General features: G+C 75.8%; 14 protein-coding genes. 7 read left to right on the forward strand and 7 right to left on the reverse strand.

Features of this window, described 5'->3' with window-relative positions; genetic code table 11:
- Positions 1-81: 81 nt before the first annotated feature.
- Positions 82-1,404, reverse strand: coding sequence for an MFS transporter (locus ACUW6W_RS09980; RefSeq protein ID WP_061866993.1), 1,323 nt, complete (start codon positions 1,402-1,404; stop codon positions 82-84).
- Positions 1,405-1,460: 56 nt separating this feature from the next.
- Between ACUW6W_RS09980 and ACUW6W_RS09985 the strand changes: the two genes are divergently transcribed.
- Positions 1,461-1,973: a (deoxy)nucleoside triphosphate pyrophosphohydrolase gene (locus ACUW6W_RS09985; protein ID WP_036315642.1), complete on the forward strand. Its 513-nt coding sequence runs from the start codon at positions 1,461-1,463 to the stop codon at positions 1,971-1,973.
- Between the two features lie 34 nt (positions 1,974-2,007).
- On the opposite strand, the gene ACUW6W_RS09990 is transcribed toward ACUW6W_RS09985, so the two are convergent.
- The gene (locus ACUW6W_RS09990) at positions 2,008-3,081 is read right to left on the reverse strand and encodes an Rv2578c family radical SAM protein (RefSeq protein ID WP_336575069.1); all 1,074 of its coding nucleotides are present in this window, start codon (positions 3,079-3,081) and stop codon (positions 2,008-2,010) included.
- 92 nt (positions 3,082-3,173) lie between these two features.
- Between ACUW6W_RS09990 and ACUW6W_RS09995 the strand changes: the two genes are divergently transcribed.
- Positions 3,174-3,836 (forward strand): pyroglutamyl-peptidase I family protein, encoded by a 663-nt coding sequence (locus ACUW6W_RS09995; RefSeq protein ID WP_060974027.1) that lies wholly within the window; start codon positions 3,174-3,176, stop codon positions 3,834-3,836.
- A 45-nt stretch (positions 3,837-3,881) separates the two neighbouring features.
- Here the strand turns inward: ACUW6W_RS09995 and ACUW6W_RS10000 are convergent, their stop codons facing one another.
- Both ACUW6W_RS10000 and ACUW6W_RS10005 read right to left on the reverse strand, forming a co-directional pair.
- On the reverse strand, positions 3,882-4,331 hold the full coding sequence (locus tag ACUW6W_RS10000; RefSeq protein ID WP_073117125.1) for a hypothetical protein: 450 nt from the start codon (positions 4,329-4,331) through the stop codon (positions 3,882-3,884).
- The gene (locus tag ACUW6W_RS10005) at positions 4,328-4,735 is read right to left on the reverse strand and encodes a CHY zinc finger protein (RefSeq protein WP_073117126.1); all 408 of its coding nucleotides are present in this window, start codon (positions 4,733-4,735) and stop codon (positions 4,328-4,330) included. Before ACUW6W_RS10005 ends, ACUW6W_RS10000 begins: the two co-directional genes overlap by 4 nt.
- An 86-nt stretch (positions 4,736-4,821) precedes the next feature.
- Between ACUW6W_RS10005 and pheS the strand changes: the two genes are divergently transcribed.
- The 3 genes from pheS to ACUW6W_RS10020 are packed head-to-tail and all read left to right on the forward strand — an operon-like array spanning position 4,822 to position 9,110.
- Entirely contained in the window at positions 4,822-5,904 is a 1,083-nt protein-coding gene (gene pheS / locus ACUW6W_RS10010; protein WP_012750956.1) for a phenylalanine--tRNA ligase subunit alpha, read from the forward strand.
- A 3-nt stretch (positions 5,905-5,907) separates the two neighbouring features.
- Entirely contained in the window at positions 5,908-8,487 is a 2,580-nt protein-coding gene (gene pheT / locus ACUW6W_RS10015) for a phenylalanine--tRNA ligase subunit beta (protein ID WP_044659791.1), read from the forward strand.
- A gap of 2 nt (positions 8,488-8,489) precedes the next feature.
- Positions 8,490-9,110 carry a 4'-phosphopantetheinyl transferase family protein gene (locus ACUW6W_RS10020; protein WP_036337488.1) on the forward strand — a complete coding sequence of 207 codons (621 nt, stop codon included), beginning with the start codon at positions 8,490-8,492 and terminating at the stop codon, positions 9,108-9,110.
- Between the two features lie 18 nt (positions 9,111-9,128).
- On the opposite strand, the gene ACUW6W_RS10025 is transcribed toward ACUW6W_RS10020, so the two are convergent.
- From ACUW6W_RS10025 to ACUW6W_RS10035, 3 genes are all read right to left on the reverse strand, one after another.
- Positions 9,129-10,469, reverse strand: a complete 1,341-nt coding sequence (locus ACUW6W_RS10025; protein ID WP_036337490.1) for a M1 family metallopeptidase — start codon at positions 10,467-10,469, stop codon at positions 9,129-9,131.
- On the reverse strand, positions 10,466-14,473 hold the full coding sequence (locus tag ACUW6W_RS10030; protein WP_454180161.1) for a Pls/PosA family non-ribosomal peptide synthetase: 4,008 nt from the start codon (positions 14,471-14,473) through the stop codon (positions 10,466-10,468). Before ACUW6W_RS10030 ends, ACUW6W_RS10025 begins: the two co-directional genes overlap by 4 nt.
- A 121-nt stretch (positions 14,474-14,594) precedes the next feature.
- On the reverse strand, positions 14,595-15,596 hold the full coding sequence (locus tag ACUW6W_RS10035; protein WP_454180162.1) for a quinone oxidoreductase family protein: 1,002 nt from the start codon (positions 15,594-15,596) through the stop codon (positions 14,595-14,597).
- A gap of 101 nt (positions 15,597-15,697) precedes the next feature.
- On the opposite strand from ACUW6W_RS10035, the gene argC reads away from it, so the two are divergent.
- On the forward strand, positions 15,698-16,738 hold the full coding sequence (gene argC / locus ACUW6W_RS10040; protein ID WP_036337497.1) for an N-acetyl-gamma-glutamyl-phosphate reductase: 1,041 nt from the start codon (positions 15,698-15,700) through the stop codon (positions 16,736-16,738).
- Positions 16,735-17,895 carry a bifunctional glutamate N-acetyltransferase/amino-acid acetyltransferase ArgJ gene (gene argJ / locus ACUW6W_RS10045; RefSeq protein WP_036315662.1) on the forward strand — a complete coding sequence of 387 codons (1,161 nt, stop codon included), beginning with the start codon at positions 16,735-16,737 and terminating at the stop codon, positions 17,893-17,895. The genes argC and argJ overlap by 4 nt, the downstream gene beginning before the upstream one ends.
- Position 17,896: the final 1 nt, after the last annotated feature.

Below are 17,896 nucleotides of genomic sequence, written 5' to 3' on the forward strand. Positions count from 1 at the left end.
CACGGGGGGCCACCTCTGGCGCCCCGACTTTTTCGAGATTCTCCGACGTGACGAGGTTCGCCCCGGCCTCGTGTGGGAGATTCAGCGGGGCGAGCCGCCGTCGTCAGCCCGGACGCCGGGTGAGGCCGCGACGTCGCGGCGCACGAGGAGGAACGCCAGCACCAGGCCCGCCAGGGCGATGCCCGCACCGACCAGCGGCGGGGTCCGCAGCGACGCCCCGGCCCCGATCGCGGCCGCCCCGACCCACGCGCCCATCGCGTTGGCCATGTTCAGCGCGGAGTGGTTGAGCGAACCGGCCAGCTGGGGTGCGGTGGGCGCGGAGTCCACGAGCAGCACCTGCAGGGACGGGGCGATCCCGGAGCCGCTGACGGCCACGCAGAAGAGGAACACGATCATCACCGGCGCCCACGGGGCCGTCAGTGCGACGGCGGCCAGCGAGACCGCGCTGAGCCCGAAGCTCAGGCGCAGGGTGCCGACCGGGTCGCGGTCCGTGAGCGCGCCGCTGACGAGCGTGCCGATCACCATGCCGACGCCGTAGAGGGCCAGCACGGCGGGGACCCACCGTTCCTCGAGGCCCGCGACCTCCGTGAGCAGCGGCGCGATGTAGGTGTAGAGCGCGAACATGCCGGCGAAGCCGATCACGCCCACGGCCACCGTCGCCCACAGGCGGCCGGAGGCCAGACCGCGCAGCTCGCGGCCGACCGAGGCGCCCGCGGGGGCCGGCACGGACGGGACGAGCCACGCGGTCGCCCCGACGCACAGGGCCGCGCAGACCGCCACGATGACGAACATCCAGCGCCAGCCGACGGCCTGCCCGAGCGCCGTCGCGCCCGGCACGCCCAGCACGTTGGCCACGGACAGCCCGGCCATCACCCACGCCACGGCCTGGCCGCGGCGGGCGGGCCCGGCGAGGTCCGCCGCGGCCAGGGCGGCCGCGGAGAAGTAGGCGCCGTGGGGCAGGCCCGACACGAACCGGGCCGCCATCATGCTCCCCATGTCCGGGGCGAGGAACGCGGCCACGTGTCCCACGACGAACAGCAGCATCAGCACGATGCTCGTGACCCGCCGGTCGACGCGAGCGAACGACGCGGCCAGCAGGGGAGCGCCGATCACGACGCCCAGGGCGTACATGGAGATGAGCACGCCGCCGGCCTCGAGACCGACGCCGAGGTCGGCCACCGCCTGCGGCAGCAGGCCCATCATCGCGAACTCCGTGGTGCCGATCGCGAAGCTGCCCAGGGCCAGCGCGAGGATGGCCGGCAGCAGACGCACACGGCGGCCGCCCAGCAACGCGCCCGGGCCCGGCGGCACGGTCGGCGGAACGGACGGGTCTGGGCGCGTCGGACGCGGAGCACGGGGGGAACGGTCGTGGGCGCCGTCGGCGGCGGGAGTGGGGATGGGCACCGACCCAGCCTACGGACTCCGGTCTGCGGGGGCGGGGGCCTCGCTAGCCTGGGCTCATGACCTCCGCCACACCCGCTCGCCCCGCGCCCGCTGCCAGCCCGACGACGTCGCCCCGGGACGGTGCGCGACCGCGGCTGGTCGTGGGGCTCGCGCTGCTCGACGATGTGGCCGCGCCGACCCGCCTGCTGGCGGCCCGTCGCAGCGCGCCTGCCCCGCTGCGGGGGCTCTGGGAGTTCCCCGGGGGCAAGGTCGAGCCGGGGGAGGGCGTCCAGGAGGCGCTGCTGCGGGAGTGCCGGGAGGAGCTCGGGGTCGCCGTGCGGCTCGGCCCCGAGGTGGCGGCGCCGGAGCCGGACGGGTGGGAGCTGGCCAACGGCGCCCGGATGCGGGTGTTCTGGGGCGTCCTGGCGGAGGAGGGGACGACACCCCGAGCCCTCCAGGACCACGACCTGCTGGCGTGGCTGCCGCTCGCCGGGCCGGGCGTGCGGCACCTGGACTGGATCCCGGCGGACCGGCCGATCGTGGCCGAGGTGCTCCGTGGCGCCGCCACGGCGTTCTCCGCGGGGCGCTGAGTCGACACGCGGCCGGCCGCGCCCCGCGGACCGGTCAGAACAGCGCGGGCTGCGCCGCCGGAGCGGAGGGCCGGGACGCCGGCCGGCGCCGGGCCGGGGGACCGTCCTCGCGCCGGATGCCGTGGGCGCCGCCGCGGGCCAGGCCGTGCCGTGCGGCGGCCTCCCCGGCCATCCGGGTGAGCATGCGGCGGTACGACTCGGGCGCGTAGGCGGACCGGGCGTACATCTGCTCGTAGCCGGCCAGCAGATCCGGGTGCTCGCGGCGGATCCAGTCCAGGTACCACTCCTTCGCGCCCGGCCGCAGGTGCAGGGCGCCCGGCATGACGCGCGCGGCTCCGGCGTCCGCCAGCGCGCGCATGAGGGCGTCGATCTCGCGGTCCCCGTCCGTGAGCCACGGCAGCAGGGGCATGGCCATGACGGTGACGTCCGCACCCGCGGCGGCGAGCCGCTCGATCAGGCGCAGGCGTGCGGTCGGCGACGGCGTGCCCGGCTCGACCGCGGCGGCGATGGCGGGGTCGAGCATCGCCAGGGACAGCGAGACCAGCACCGGCACCTGGCGCGAGGCCGCCTGCAGCAGGGGCACATCCCGCGCGAGCAGGGTCCCCTTGGTCAGCACGGAGAACGGGGTGCCGGAATCGGCCAGGGCCCGGATGATCCCGGGCATCAGCGCGTAGCGGCCCTCGGCCCGCTGATACGGGTCCGTGTTCGTCCCCAACGCCACCGCCTCGCGGCCCCACGTGGGGCGGGCGAGTTCGGCGCGCAGCACCTCGGCGACGTTGACCTTCACGACGATCTGCCGGTCGAAGTCGGCCCCGGCGTCGAGCTCGAGGAAGGTGTGGGTGCTGCGGGCGTAGCAGTACCGGCAGGCGTGGGTGCAGCCGCGGTACGGGTTCACGGTCCAGCGGAACGGCATGGCCGAGGCGGACGGCACCGAGTTCAGTGCGGTCTTGGCGAGCACCTCATGGAAGGTGACGCCCGCGAACTCCGGGGTGGTGACACTCCGCTGCAGGTCCGAGAGCGGCAGCAGGGCGGCGGAGCCGGCCGGTGTGCCGGCCGTCGCCCGCTGGGCTCCGCCCTCGGACCGCAGGGTCTGCGCTTCCCATCGCATGGCCAGAAGTAGAACACATGTTCGAATCGACCCGCAAGCGTGTTCGAGTCCGGGCGTGGCGCGGGCGCCGAGACGCGCCTACCGTGGTCGCCATGACCTCCCGTGCACCCGCCCCGGCCGCCCGCGTCCTGCTCACGGGCTTCGAGCCCTTCGGCGGCGATGTCCACAACCCGTCGATCGCCGCCGCGCGGGACGCCGTGGGCATCCTGGCGGACCGGGGTGTGACGGCCGAGGCGGTCGAGCTGCCGTGCGCGTTCGGCGCGGCCGGGCCGGCCCTGACCGCGGCCCTCGACCGGGTCCGGCCGGAGGTGGCGATCGCCGTCGGGCTGGCTGGCGGCACGGCGACGGTCCGGGTCGAACGGGTGGCCGTGAACCTGCAGGACGCCCGGATCCCGGACAACGCGGGGGAGCAGCCCGTGGACCGGCCCGTGCGCGCCGACGGTCCCGCGGCCCTGTTCGCCACCCTGCCCGCCAAGCGTGCCGTCGCCGCGATCCGGGAGGCCGGCGTCGCCGCGGAGCCGTCCCTGTCCGCAGGCGCGTTCGTGTGCAACCACGTCATGTACTCGCTCCTCGACGGCCCCGGCACCGCCCGGGCCGCCGGCTTCATCCACGTGCCGTGGGACACCGAGCACCGCCCGACGCCGGACACCCCGGCCCTGCCCGCGGCCGACCTGGCGCGCGCGGTGGCCGAGGCCGCCCTGACGGCGCTGGCCGGCGGCCCCGACCTCGACGTCCCCGGCGGCACCCTGCACTGACCTCCCCGGACCCCGGGTCCGTGTCGGCGCGATCGCCCGTGCCCGTCAGCGGCGGCGCCGCAGGCCGCGGACCACGGGCCGCTCGACGTAGCCGCCCAGGGCCAGGCCCGCGCGTCGTTCGAAGACGTTGCGCGACGCCGGGTCCCCGGTCCGCCACGTCGACCACGCCGCCGCCAGCGCGTACGCCGGCAGGAAGGGCAGACCCAGCAGGAGGGCGTACTGGTCCGCATGGCCGGCCTCGTGCCGCCACAGCGCGGGCGTCATGCGCAGGCCGGGGCGGGTGAACACGACGTCGCCGACCGTGAACGCGGCCCCGCCCGGGAACCGGTGCGTCCAGCCGCGGGCCTCGACCAGCCCGTGCGGCCCGGGCTGCAGCGCGCAGCCGGCGACGACGGCGCCCACCAGCCCCAGCGGCGTCGCCAGGTTCACCAGGTTCCACAGCCCGCGCGCCCGCACGTGCGCCGGAGGCGACGGCCGGGAGGGGGCCGCGGTCATGGCCGCGCCGTGGGTCCGGTGCCACAGGCGGGGGACCCAGACGCGGGGACGTCGAAGTAGAGCGGGGCATGGGCGGCGCAGCCCGGGTTGAACGGCGCCCCGCAGGCCGGGCACGCGGGATCGGCGGTGGCCTCGAGGGAGAGGTACGCGGTCACGCTCAGCTCGGTGCGGCACACCCCGCACAGCACATGCGGCCGGTCGAAGTCGTCGGCGGGCACCGGCACGGCCGGGTGGTCGGTGAGCTCCGCGTGGCAGCGGTGGCAGGACCAGTACGCGGGGCAGCAGGCGAAGCGCAGGGCGACGACGTCCCGCGCCGTGGCGTAATGGGCGCAGCGGGTCTGCGCGTCCAGGCCCACGCCCCGCAGCAGCGGGTCGGTGCCGTCGAGGGAGTCCGGGGCGGTCATGCGCCTCAGCCTAGGCCGAGCGCGCCCGGGGCGGACACTAGACTGACGGGCGTCCCACCGTCCCCCATGCGAAGGTCGTTGCCCTGATGACACCCAGCCCCGAGACCGGCGCGGAACCCACCGCGCCCGTGGCGGAGATCTCCCCCGTGGACGCGGAGGCGGTGGAGGCCGCCGTGCAGGCCGCGCTCGCCGCGTACGAGGCCGCGGCGGACCTCGATGAGCTCAAGGCCGCCCGCCTGGCCCACACCGGCGACCGGGCCCCCCTGACTCTCGCGAACAAGGCGATCGGCGCCCTGCCCAAGGAGCGCAAGGCGGAGGCCGGCAAGCTCATGGGCGCCGCACGCGGCCGCCTGGGCAAGGCCCTGGCCGCCCGCACCGAGGTGCTCGAGGCGGAGCAGGCCGCGCGGATCCTGCGCGAGGAGACGGTGGACGTGACCACCGCGGTCCGTCGCCGCCGCGTCGGCGCCCGTCACCCGCTCTCGCTGACGATGGACCGTGTCTCGGAGATCTTCGTCGGCATGGGCTGGGAGATCGCGGAGGGCCCCGAGCTCGAGTCCGAGTGGTTCAACTTCGACTCCCTCAACTTCGCGCCGGACCATCCGGCCCGCGAGATGCAGGACACCTTCTTCGTGGCCCCGGCCGAGGCCCACCTGCTGCTGCGCACCCACACCTCCCCGGTGCAGATGCGCTCCCTGCTCGAGCGGGGCGCCCCCACCTACGTGCTGTGCCCGGGCCGCACCTTCCGCACGGACGAGCTGGACGCCACGCACACCCCGGTGTTCCACCAGTTCGAGGGCCTGGCCGTGGACAAGGGACTGACCATGGCCCACCTGCGCGGCACCCTCGAGTACTTCGCCCGCCAGATGTTCGGGGCCGAGGCGGCCATCCGCCTGCGCCCGAACTTCTTTCCGTTCACCGAGCCCAGCGCCGAGCTGGACATCTGGCACCCCGGCGCCAAGGGCGGGCCCCGCTGGATCGAGTGGGGCGGCTGCGGCATGGTGCACCCGAATGTGCTGCGCGCCGCGGGCCTGGACCCGGAGGAGTACTCCGGGTTCGCGTTCGGCATGGGCGTGGAGCGCACGCTCATGTTCCGCAACGAGGTCCCGGACATGCACGACATGATCGAGGGCGACGTCCGCTTCTCCCAGCACTTCGGAATGGAGGTCTGATCCATGCGCATCCCCCTGGACTGGCTGCGGGAGTTCGTCCCCGTGCCCGCGGAGCACCGTGCCGAGGACGTGATGGCCGACCTCGTCCGCGTCGGCCTCGAGGAGGAGGACGTCCACCGTCCGGCCGCCGAGCTGCAGGGCCCGATCGTCGTCGGGCAGGTGCTCTCCAAGCAGCCCGAGCCGCAGAAGAACGGCAAGACCATCAACTGGTGCTCCGTGCGGGTGGTTCCCGAGGGCGCCGCCCAGCCGCTCACCGGCGAGGGCATCGAGCCCTCCGGCGTGCAGGGCATCGTGTGCGGCGCCCACAACTTCGAGGTCGGGGACAAGGTCGTCGTGACCCTGCCCGGCGCGGTGCTGCCCGGCGACTTCCGCATCAGCCCCCGCAAGACCTACGGGCACGTCTCGGCCGGGATGATCGCCTCCAGCACGGAGCTGGGCATGGGCGACGACGGCACGGACGGGATCATCGTGCTCGGCGACCTCGGGCTCGACCCCGAGCCGGGCACCGACGCCCGGGACGTCCTGGACCTGCACGGCGAGGCCGCCGAGATCAACGTGACGCCCGACCGCGGCTACGCGTTCTCGATGCGCGGCGTCGCGCGCGAGTACGCGCACGCCACCGGCGTGCCCTTCACGGACCCGGCCGCCGCCGTCCACCCGCCCGCGGCCGACGACGCCGGCCCGGCCGTCCGCATCGACGACGACGCGCCGATCCACGGCGAGCCCGGGGCCACCCGCTTCGTGGCCCGCACGGTCTCCGGCGTGGACGCGACCCGCCCGACCCCGCCGTGGCTGGCCGCGCGCCTGCGCCTGGCCGGCATCCGCACCATCTCCCTGCCGGTGGACATCTCCAACTACGTCATGTGGGAGCTGGGCCAGCCCCTGCACTTCTACGACGCGGACACGCTCTCCGGCGAGATCGTGGTGCGCCGCGCGCGGGCCGGAGAGACTCTGACCACCCTCGACGGCAAGGAGCGCGAGCTCGACGCGGAGGACCTGCTCATCACGGACGACTCCGGCCCCATCGGCCTGGCGGGCGTCATGGGCGGGGCCGCCACCGAGGTCACGGACGCCACCACCACGATCGTGGTCGAGTCCGCGAACTTCGACCCCGTGTCGATCGCGCGTACGCGGCGCCGGCACCGCCTGCCCTCGGAGGCGTCGAAGCGCAACGAGCGCGGCGTCGACTGGGAGATCGCCGACGAGGCGGCCGAGCGGGCCGTCCAGATGCTCGTCGAGCTCGCCGGCGGCACCGCCGAGCCCGGGGTCACCGACGTCGGGACGCGGCCGCAGCCGGCCGTCGTCGAGATGGCCGCCGACTTCCCCTCCGCCCTGGTGGGCGTGGCGTACACGACCGACGAGGTCGTGGTGACGCTGCGGGCCCTGGGGGCCGAGGTGACCGTCGCCGAGGCCGCCGCCGACGTCGCCCCGCGGCTGACCGTGACCGCGCCGTCGTGGCGCACGGACCTGCGCATCCCCGAGGACCTCGCCGAGGAGGTCGCGCGCCTGCGCGGCTACGACGCGATCCCCTCCGTGGTGCCCGTGGCCCCGCCGGGCCGCGGCTTCACCCGCCGCCAGGCCCAGCGTCGCCGCGTGTCGGCGGCGCTCGCGGCCGCGGGACTCACCGAGGTGCTGGCCTACCCGTTCGTCTCCGAGGAGCAGAACCGGCGTTTCGGGGCGGACTCGGACGCGCAGGGCCAGGCCCTGGCGATGGTGGCCCTGGCCAATCCGATCGCCTCCCAGTACCGGTACCTGCGCCTGTCGCTGCTGCCGGGCCTCGTCGAGACCGCGCGCCGCAACCTCGGACGCGGCTTCCGCGATCTGGCGCTGTACGAGATGGGGCTGGTCTTCCTGCCCGGCGCGCAGCTGGGCTCGGCGACGATCCCCCCGCGCGCGGTCCACCCCTCCGCCGAGGTCCTCGCCGACCTCGAGGCCGGCATCCCCGCTCAGCCGTGGCACGTGGCCGGTCTGTACGCCGGGCACGACTCGGCGCCCGGGCCGGACCACGACCCCCGCCCGGTGGACTGGCAGGACGCGATCGCCGGGGCCCTCGACGTGGCCGACGTCCTCGGCGTCGAGCTGACCGTCCGGCAGGGCCGGCACCACGCGTTCCACCCGGGCCGGGTGGCCGAGCTCGTCGTCGTGACCGAGCACGGGGACCGGGTGGTGGGCGTCGCCGGCGAGCTGCACCCGCAGTGGCTCGAGGCCGAGGACCTGCCCGCCCGCACGAGCGTGTGGGAGCTGGACCTGGACGCGCTGTGCGCCGCGGCCCCCGAGATCGTGGTCGCCGCACCGCTGTCCACGTTCCCCGTGAGCACGCAGGACGTGGCGCTCGTGGTGGACGAGGCCGTCGTGGCCGGGGACGTGCGCGCGACCCTCGCCGAGGGTGCCGGGGAGCTGCTCGAGGCCGTCGAGCTGTTCGACGTCTACCGGGGCGCGGGCGTGCCGGAGGGGCGGAAGTCCCTCGCGTTCTCCCTGCGCTTCCGCGCCCCTGACCGCACGCTCACCGCGGAGGAGGTCTCCGAGGCCCGCGCCGCGGCCACCGCGCTCGCGGCGCAGCGGCACGGGGCGGTCCAGCGCTGACCGTGTCCGTCGCGACCGGCCCGTGGGGCCTGACCTCGGCCGTCCCCGCCTCGGCGGGGGCGGCCGACGCCGTCTCCGCGCTGCTCGGTCAGGTGCGCACCGCCCTGACGGCGGCCTGGGGCGTGCCGGTGGGGCCGCTCGGGCTCCGGCACGCCTGCCCGCGCTGCGGCTCGGCCGCGCACGGCGTCCCCGCGCTGACCGGCCTGCCCCCCGGCCGGGTCGCCCTCGTCTCGTTCACGCGCGTCCGGATGCCCGGCACTGAGGACCGGGCTCGGATCGGGGCGTGGTGGGCGCCGGCACGGCCCGCCGACGGGCTCGGCCTCGGGGTGGACGTCGAGCGGGCGGACGCCGCGGCCTTCGCGGACGAGGACGGCCTGGGCGGGGTGGGCTTCTCGACGGCGGAGCGCGCCCGGGTGCGGGAGCTTCCCGCCCCCGAGAGGCCCGCCGCGCGGGCCCGGCTGTGGACGCGGAAGGAGGCGCTCGTGAAGGCCGCCGGCACCGGCTTCACGGGCGACCCCGCCGCCGTCGACGCACTGACCGTGCCGGCCGACGTCGTGCTGGTGGACCTCACCGACCGGCTGCCGGGCGGTCTCCTCGGGGCGCTGGCGCTGCGGGGCCGCTGAGTCGACCGCGCGGGCGCCTCAGCCCGGGAACGGCGGCAGCTCGGGCCGCAGCGTCCACGCGTCGAAGAGCTCGTCCACCTGCGCTCGGCTCACCCCGGCGTGCGGGGCCCACGCGTGCACGTGCGTGCGCAGCCCCAGGGAGTCGACGGTGCCGAACCGGTGCTCCCGCACCCAGGCGCGCAGCATGGAGCCGAAGAGGTCCGTGCCCAGCAGGTGCCGCAGCGCCTCCACGGTGAGCGCGCCGCGCTTGTACACCCAGTCCTCGAACATCTCCTCCGGCCCGGGCTCGGCCAGCGCCTGCTCCACCGGGTGCGCGGCCAGCTTCTGCCAGGCCCGCCGCGCCATCGAGGTGATGCTGGACCGCCCCGAGGCCTCGGCCCACAGCCACTCGGACCAGCAGGCGAAGCCCTCGTGCAGCCACAGGTCGGACCAGCGGCCCAGGGTCACGGCGTTGCCGAACCACTGGTGGGACATCTCGTGGGCGATCAGCCGCTCGGACTCCCACGAGCCGTCCAGGTGGTTGGTGCCGAACAGCGACATGCTCGCGGCCTCGAGCGGGATCTCGAGCTCCTCGTCGGCCACGACCGCGGTGTAGTCCTCGAATGGGTATGGCCCGTAGGCGTCGATGAACGTGGCCATCATGGCCGGCTGGGGGGCAAGGGCCCGGAGGGCCCGCTGCTCGGTCCGCGGGGAGACCACGAGGCGCAGCGGCGGCAGGCCCTCGGCGGGAGGGGCGGCGTCCACGAGCCGGTAGCGGCCGATCTGCACGCTGAGCAGGTAGGCGGGCACGGGCTGGTCGAGCCGCCACCGCCACGTGACCCGCGAGCCGCGCGTGCGCACGGGCGCGCCCACGCCGTTGGCGACGGGCAGGTAGCCCGCGTCGCAGGTGAGGGTGATCTCCGCCGTCGAGCGGGAGGTGGGGGAGTCCACGCACGGCAGCCACGTGGAGGCGCCGTGGGGCTGCCCGGCCACGAGCACGCCGTCCGTGAGCTCCTCCCAGCCGATCGTGCCCCACGGGCTGCGCCGCAGCGTGGGCGTGCCCGCGTAGACCACGGTCAGCTCCACGAGCGTGCCCTCCGGCCGGCTCTCGTCCAGGTCGACGACGAGGCGGCTCGGGGCGCGGCCCGGCTGGGTGAACGAGGAGGCGACGGCGCGGCCGTCGACGACGGCGTCCACCCGGGACACGCGCAGCCGGTACAGGTCCAGCTCGATGCGGCGGCTCTGCTTCGTCAGGCGCACGCGCAGGACGGCGGTGCCGGAGACCCGGTTCGCGGCCAGGCGCACGTCGAGGTCCAGTGCGATGTGCTCGACGGTGGCGGCGTCGGTGCCGACGCCCGGGACGTAGGGATCGGTGCTCATGCTTCCTCTCGGGAGGGGGTGGCCGCGGCGGCGGGGTCGCCGTCGGGACGACGCCACGGGGAGACCGGGTTGCCGAGCCACCACGTGCCGGCGGGCAGCTCCTCGCCGCGCATCACGAGGGACCCGGCGCCGACGGTGGTGCCGCGGCCCAGGCGAGCGGCCGGCAGCACCACGGAGTGGGGGCCGAGGGTGGCGCCGTCCTCCAGGACGACGGCGTCCAGGGACATCACGCGGTCGTGGAACAGGTGGGTCTGGACGACGCAGCCGCGGTTCACGGTGGCGCCGTCGCCGAGCTCCACGAGGTCGGCCTCGGGCAGCCAGTAGGACTCGACCCAGGCGCCGTGGCCGATGCGGGCGCCCATCGCGCGCAGGAACCAGACCAGGGCGGGGGTGCCGGCCGCGGCCCGGCTGAACCACGGGGCGGCGAGGAACTCGGTGAAGGTGTCCGCGACCTCGTTGCGCCAGATGAACGAGGACCACAGCGGGTGCTCGCCCGCGCGGATCCGGCCGACGAAGGCCCGCTTGGCGAGCACGGTCAGGCCCGCCGCGACCGCGCCGGCCGCGAGCAGGACGACGCCGCCCAGGACGAAGGCCAGCACCCACGTGCCGACCGCGATGAGGGCGGCCAGCGTCGCGCCGACGGCGATGGACAGGGCCACGTGCAGCCACACCGGGATCGCGCGCAGCAGCTCCCAGGCGGTGCGGGCGGCCTTGAGCCGGGCCGGCGGGTCGTAGGTGAGGGAGGCGTCCGCGGTGACCTCGTTGCGGCGCAGGCGCACGGGCGGGGAGCCCATCCAGGAGGTGCCCGCCTTGGTCTTGGCCGGGGTGGTGGACAGCACCGCCACGAGCGAGTCGCGGCGCAGGGTGCGGCCGCCGGGCACCATGCCGGAGTTGCCCACGAACGAGCGCTTGCCGACCTTCGCGGGGGCCACGTGCATCCACCCGCCGTCGAGGGAGTAGGAGGAGACCATCGTGTCGTCGGCGAGGAACGCGCCGTCGCCCACGCGGGTCATGCTCGGCACGAGCACCACGGTGGAGGCCTCGACGCCGCGGCCCACCTCGGCGCCGAGCAGGCGCAGCCACGTCGGCGTGAAGCGGGAGGCGTAGATCGGGAAGAGCTGGTCGCGGGCGGCGTCGAGGACGCGCTCGGTGGCCCACACCTGCCAGCCGACCCGGGAGCGCACGGGGTGGTGCCCCTCCGTGATGCCGAGCGCGAGCAGGCGCACCGTGACGAGCACGAGCAGCATCTGGGTCAGGAACCACACGCCGGCCACCAGGGGGCTCGCGGCCAGCAGGCGCGCCGCGGTGGTCCCGACGGCGGCCAGCGGTCCCGCCTCCGGGGCCGGCGGCCACCAGGTCAGCGACCACGCGGCCACCGCGGCCGCCGCGGCGGCGGAGACGAGCGGCAGGAGGGAGATGAGGGTCGAGAGGACGGTCGCCATCAGGCGCCAGCCCGGGGTCTCCCGCGGCGCCTCGGCGGGGCCGCGGGACTTCACCTTGCCCACCTTGACGGCGGGGGAGCCGGCGTGGCGCTGGCCGCCGCGCACCCGCCCGGCGACGGTGGACCCGGCCTCGACGTGCGCCCCGGCGCCGACCTGGGCGCCCGGCAGGAGCGTGGAGCGGGCGCCCACGACGGCGTCCGCGCCGATGCGCACCTCGCCGAGCCGGACGACGTCGCCGTCGACCCAGTAGCCGGACAGGTCCACCTCAGGCTCGATCGCGGCGCCCTCCTCGACCGTGAGCATGCCGGTGACCGGTGGCACGGTGTGCATGTCCACGTCCTTGCCGATCCGGTTGCCCAGCAGTCGCGCGTAGGCGGGCACCCACGTGGCGCCGGCCAGCGAGTAGGGGTCCACGAGGTCGCTGATCTGCTGGGCGAGCCACAGGCGCAGGTGGACGCGGCCACCGCGCGGGTAGGACCCGGGGCTCACGCCGCGCAGCAGCAGCCGGGCCGTCGCGGCGGTGAGCAGCATGCGGCCGGGCACGGTCACCACCAGCAGACCGGCCACGATCAGCACCCACCACGGCACGGTGGGCAGCCCGGGCGCGAGCCCGGAGAGCGTCAGCAGGTTCAGGGCCAGGCCGGTCCACACGCCCAGGCGCAGGGCGGGCAGGACGAACACGGGCAGTCCCACGAGGGTCTGGACCCACTGGGTGCGGTGGCGGGTGCGGTCGACGTGCCGGTCGTGCACCTCGATGCCGCGGGGGCCGTCGTCGCCCACGACGGCGGCCACGAGGGCCCCGGCGGTGGGGTTGCGGTAGACGTCCTGGACGGTCACGGCCGGGTGGCGCAGGCGCAGGCGGGCCACGAGCTGGGCAGCGGCGAGCGAGCCGCCGCCGGCCTCGAAGAAGTCGGTGTCGGCGTCCTTGGGGGGCGCGCCGAGCACGTCCGCCCACTGGCGCAGCACCCAGCCGTCGGCGGTGTCCTCGTTCGGCTGGGGCGCGTCCTCGTCCACCTCGGCGCCGGGCAGGGGCCACGGCAGCGCGTGGCGGTCCACCTTGCCGGAGGTCTTCGTGGGCAGGGAGTCCACGACGGCCAGCCGGGGCACGAGTGCGGCCGGCAGCTCCGCCGCGAGGTGCTCGCGGGCCATGTGCAGGTCGAGCTCGGCCTCGGGGTCCGCGGGGACGAGGTAGCCGACGAGGATCTGGTGGCCCGCCGGGGTGGTCTGCACGGCCGCGGCGCCGCCGTGGACGCCGGGCAGGGCCTGGAGGGCCGCGTCCACCTCGCCGAGCTCGATGCGGCGGCCGCCGAGCTTCACCTGGTCGTCGGCGCGGCCGACGAACAGCAGGCCCTCCGGCTCGAAGACCACGAGGTCACCGGAGCGGTAGGCACGCTCCCAGCCGAGGGAGGGCATGGGGGCGTACTTCTCGGCGTCCTTGGCCGGGTCGAGGTAGCGGGCCAGGCCGACGCCGCCGATGATCAGCTCGCCCGTCTCGCCCTCGGCCACGGGCAGCGTGGTCTGCGGGTCGACGACGGCCAGGTCCCAGCCGTCCAGGGGCAGGCCGATGCGGACCGGGCCGAGACCCGTGAGCGGGGCCGCGCACGCGACGACGGTGGCCTCCGTGGGGCCGTAGGTGTTCCAGACCTCGCGGCCGTCCTCCGCCAGGCGCGCGGCGAGCTCGGGCGGGCAGGCCTCGCCGCCGAAGATCAGCAGCCGGACGTTGTCCATGGCCTCGGTGGGCCACATCGCGGCGAGGGTCGGCACGGTGGACACGGCGGTGATGCGCCGCTCGGCGAGCCACGGGCCGAGGTCCATGCCGGAGCGCACGAGCGAGCGGGGGGCCGGGACCAGGCACGCACCGTGACGCCAGGCGAGCCACATCTCCTCGCACGAGGCGTCGAACGCGACGGACAGTCCCGCCAGCACGCGGTCGCCCGGGGCGAGCGGATCGTCCGCCAGGAAGATCCGCGCCTCGGCGTCCACGAAGGCCGCGGCCGAGCGGTGGCTCACCGCCACGCCCTTGGGGGTGCCCGTCGAGCCCGAGGTGAAGATGATCCACGCGTCGTCCTCGAGCCCGGGGGCGCGGGCCTCGGCGGCCGGGTCCACGGTGTGCTCGGGGTGCGGGGCGTAGACCCGCTCGTCGGTGAGGACGCCGGCCACCTTCGCCTCGCCGAACACGAGACGGGCGCGCTCCTCCGGATCGTCCGCGTCCACGGGGACGTAGGCCGCGCCGGCGGCGAGCACGCCGAGGATCGAGACGTACAGCGCGGCCGTGCCCGAGGCGATCCGCACGCCGACCCGGTCTCCCGCCCGCACGCCGGCGGCCCACAGGTGGCGGGCGGTCTCGTCGACGCGCTCCCGCAGCTCCGCGTACGTCAGCGGCTCGACGCCGTCGTCCAGGGCGGTCGCGTCCGGGTGCTCGCGCGCCGTGGCGGCGAAGAGCTCGACGAGCGTCCGGGCGGGCGGGGTGCGCTCGGAGCCGGGCAGCTGCGGCCGATGCGGCGCGCCCGCGGGGTCGAGGGGGACGGAGGGCGGGGTGGGCGCGGCGGACGAAAGGGACACAGGGGCCTCCGGGAGGGTGAGCGGCGAACCGAGGGTCGGACACGGACCAGGCCGCAGCGGAACATTCTATGCTCTGCCCGCGGCCGCGCGGGGCGCCCGGAAGGCACCGGGCGGGTCCGGCTCAGGACAGGGTGAGCAGCACCTTGCCCGTCGTCGAGCGGGACTCGAGGGCGGCGTGCGCGGCGGCCGCGTCCGCCAGCGGGAAGCGCTCGCCGATCCGTACGTCGAGCTCGCCGGAGGCCCACGCCCCGAACACCTCTCCACCACGCCAGCGGGTCTCCTCGCCCGTGCGCGTGTAGTGCACCAGCGAGGGCCGGGTGACGTACAGCGCGCCGGCCGCGTTGAGCCGCTGCAGGTCGAAGGGGGGCACCTGCCCGGAGGCCCCGCCGAAGAGCACGAGCGTGCCGCGCACGCGCAGCACCTCGAGCGAGGTGTCGAAGGTGTCCTTCCCGACGCCGTCGAACACGGCGTGCGCGCCCTCCCCGTCGGTCAGCTCCGCCACCGTGGCGGCGAGGTCCGGATAGTCCACCGCGGCGACGGCGCCCGCGCCCCGGGACAGCTCCCGCTTCTCCTCCGTGGACGCCGTGGTGACCACGCGGGCGCCGCGGGCCGTCGCGAGCTGGGTGAGCAGGAGCCCCACGCCGCCGGCACCGGCCGTCACGACCACCGTGTAGCCCTCCTCCACCGGGAAGGTGGACCGGCAGAGGTAGTGGGCCGTCATGCCCTGCAGCGGAAGGGCGGCGGCCTCGGCCAGGTCGATGCCCTCCGGGACGGCGAGGAGACGATCCGCGGGGGCGGTGAAGTGCTCGGCGTACGCACCGGTGGCCGTCGCGGTGGCGACACGGGCCCCCAGGAGCGCGGCGTCCACGCCCTCGCCGAGCGCGACGACCTCGCCGGAGCCCTCCGTGCCGGGGGTGAAGGGCAGGTCCATCGCGTAGACCCCGGAGCGCTGGTACGTCTCGATGAAGTTCAGGCCCGCCGCCGCGGTCCGCACCAGCACGTGCCCCGGTGCGGGGGAGGGCACCTCCGTCTCGGTCCACTGCAGGACCTCGGGGCCGCCCGTGGCGGACACGACGACGGCGTGGTGGGTGCGGGGGACGGCGGGGGTGTTCGCAGTGGTCATGGCCCCACTCTAGGAGCGGGCCCGGACATCCGGCCCGGCCCGGGGACCCAAGGCGCCGCATAGATATTCCGTGCAACGCATATCTACGCTAGGATGGGGCCATGACCCACACCGTCGCCGTCTCCGGAGCCAGCGGCTACGCCGGGGGAGAGGCCCTGCGCCTGCTCGCCGGCCACCCGTCCGTCACCGTCGGAGCCATCACGGCCCACTCCAACGCGGGGGAGCGCCTCGGCGCCCTTCAGCCGCACCTGCACGCCCTGGCGGACCGCGTCCTCGCGGAGACCACCGCGGACGTCCTCGCCGACCACGACGTCGTGATCCTCGCGTTGCCCCACGGGGCCTCCGGGGCGCTCGCGGCTGAGATCGCCGAGCGCTCCCCGGACACCCTGGTGATCGACGCGGGCGCCGACCACCGCCTCGAGTCCGCCGCGGACTGGGAGGCCTTCTACGGCACCGCGCACGCCGGGACCTGGCCCTACGGCCTGCCCGAGCTGCCCGGTCAGCGCGAGCGACTCGCCGGCACCCGCCGCATCGCCGTCCCCGGGTGCTACCCGACCACCTCGATCCTCGCCCTCGCGCCCGGCTTCGCCGCGGGGCTGCTCGAGCCGCGGGACGTGGTGATCGTCGCCGCCTCGGGCACCTCCGGGGCGGGCAAGGCGCTGAAGCCGCATCTGCTCGGCGCCGAGGTCATGGGCGGGATGCGCCCGTACGGCGTCGGCGGCGGGCACCGGCACACCCCGGAGATCGAGCAGGGTCTGGCCCAGGCGGCCGGCGAGCCGGTCCGCGTCTCCTTCACGCCCACGCTCGCGCCGATGTCGCGCGGCATCCTCGCGACGGCCACGGCGCGGCTGCGCCCCGGCGTCGCCGCCGCGGACGTGCGCGCCGCATGGGCCTCGGTCTACGGCCGTGAACCCTTCGTGCACCTGCTCCCCGAGGGGCAGTGGCCCACCACGAAGGCGGTCCTCGGCTCCAACCACGTGCAGCTGCAGCTCGCCGTGGATGAGCGGGCCGGCCGCGTGATCGTCTGCGCGGCGCTCGACAACCTCACCAAGGGCACGGCCGGCGGCGCCGTGCAGTCCATGAACATCGCCCTGGGCCTGCCGGAGCAGGCGGGGCTCGAGCAGCAGGGGGTCGCGCCGTGAGCGTCACCGCAGCACAGGGGTTCCGGGCGGCCGGCGTCACCGCGGGGCTGAAGGCCTCGGGCACGCCCGACGTCGCCGTCGTCGTCAACGAGGGCCCGCGCGACGCGGCCGCCGCCGTCCTCACCGAGAATCGGGTGGCGGCCGCCCCCGTGGTCTGGACCCGCCGCGCCGTGCGGGACGGTCGCGCGACCGCGGTCGTCCTGAACTCCGGCGGGGCCAACGCGGCCACCGGCGCCGAGGGCCTCGAGGACGCCCGTCGCACCGCCGAGCACGCGGCCGCGGCCCTCGGGACCTCCGCCGACGACGTGCTCGTCTGCTCGACCGGCCTCATCGGCGAACGCCTGCCGATGGACACGCTCACCGCGGGCGTGTCCGAGGCGGTCGCCGCCCTGAGTCCGGACGGCGGCGAGGACGCCGCCGTCGCGATCAAGACCACGGACACCGTGGCCAAGACCGCCGTGGCCCGCGGCGAGGGCTTCATCGTGGGCGGCATGGCCAAGGGTGCGGGCATGCTGGCGCCCGGCATGGCCACCATGCTCAGCGTCATCACCACGGACGCCGACGTCCCCGCACCCGCCCTCGACGCGGCCCTGCGCGAGGCCGTGCGCGCCACCTTCAACCGGGTCGACTCGGACGGGTGCATGTCCACCAACGACACCGTGATCCTGCTGGCCTCGGGCGCGTCCGGGACCGCGCCCGAGCCCGAGGCGTTCGCCGCGGCCCTCCACGAGGTCTGCGCGGACCTGTCCCGCCAGCTCGTCGCCGACGCCGAGGGCGCCCGGCACGACATCGCCGTGCGCGTGGTCCACGCCGAGACCGAGGAGGCGGCCGAGGCCGTCGCGCGCGCCGTCGGCCGCTCCAACCTGTTCAAGACCGCGATCTTCGGCCAGGACCCGAACTGGGGACGCGTGATCGCCGCCGTCGGCACGGTCCCGGAGTCGGTCGCCGCCTTCGACCCGTACGCCCTCGACGTGCGCTTCAACGGCGTCCAGGTGTGCCGTGCCTCCGGTGTGGGGGAGGACCGCTCCCGCGTGGACCTGACGGCCCGCGAGGTGCTCGTCGAGGTCGACCTGCACGCCGGCGACGCCGAGGCCACGGTCTGGACCAACGACCTGACGCACGACTACGTCCACGAGAACTCCGCCTACTCCACGTGAG

The sequence above is a fragment of the Micrococcus sp. 093350064-1 genome, from assembly GCF_053627955.1.

What these genes read in the sequence shown, in the direction of transcription:
- ACUW6W_RS10000 (WP_073117125.1), bottom strand. Translation starts at nt 4,331, where the DNA reads ATGACCGCGGCCCCCTCCCGGCCGTCGCCTCCGGCGCACGTGCGGGCG.
- ACUW6W_RS09990 (WP_336575069.1), bottom strand. Translation starts at nt 3,081, where the DNA reads ATGCGATGGGAAGCGCAGACCCTGCGGTCCGAGGGCGGAGCCCAGCGG.
- pheS (WP_012750956.1), top strand. Translation starts at nt 4,822, where the DNA reads ATGACACCCAGCCCCGAGACCGGCGCGGAACCCACCGCGCCCGTGGCG.
- pheT (WP_044659791.1), top strand. Translation starts at nt 5,908, where the DNA reads ATGCGCATCCCCCTGGACTGGCTGCGGGAGTTCGTCCCCGTGCCCGCG.
- ACUW6W_RS09985 (WP_036315642.1), top strand. Translation starts at nt 1,461, where the DNA reads ATGACCTCCGCCACACCCGCTCGCCCCGCGCCCGCTGCCAGCCCGACG.
- ACUW6W_RS10005 (WP_073117126.1), bottom strand. Translation starts at nt 4,735, where the DNA reads ATGACCGCCCCGGACTCCCTCGACGGCACCGACCCGCTGCTGCGGGGC.
- ACUW6W_RS10035 (WP_454180162.1), bottom strand. Translation starts at nt 15,596, where the DNA reads ATGACCACTGCGAACACCCCCGCCGTCCCCCGCACCCACCACGCCGTC.
- ACUW6W_RS09995 (WP_060974027.1), top strand. Translation starts at nt 3,174, where the DNA reads ATGACCTCCCGTGCACCCGCCCCGGCCGCCCGCGTCCTGCTCACGGGC.
- argC (WP_036337497.1), top strand. Translation starts at nt 15,698, where the DNA reads ATGACCCACACCGTCGCCGTCTCCGGAGCCAGCGGCTACGCCGGGGGA.
- ACUW6W_RS10025 (WP_036337490.1), bottom strand. Translation starts at nt 10,469, where the DNA reads ATGAGCACCGATCCCTACGTCCCGGGCGTCGGCACCGACGCCGCCACC.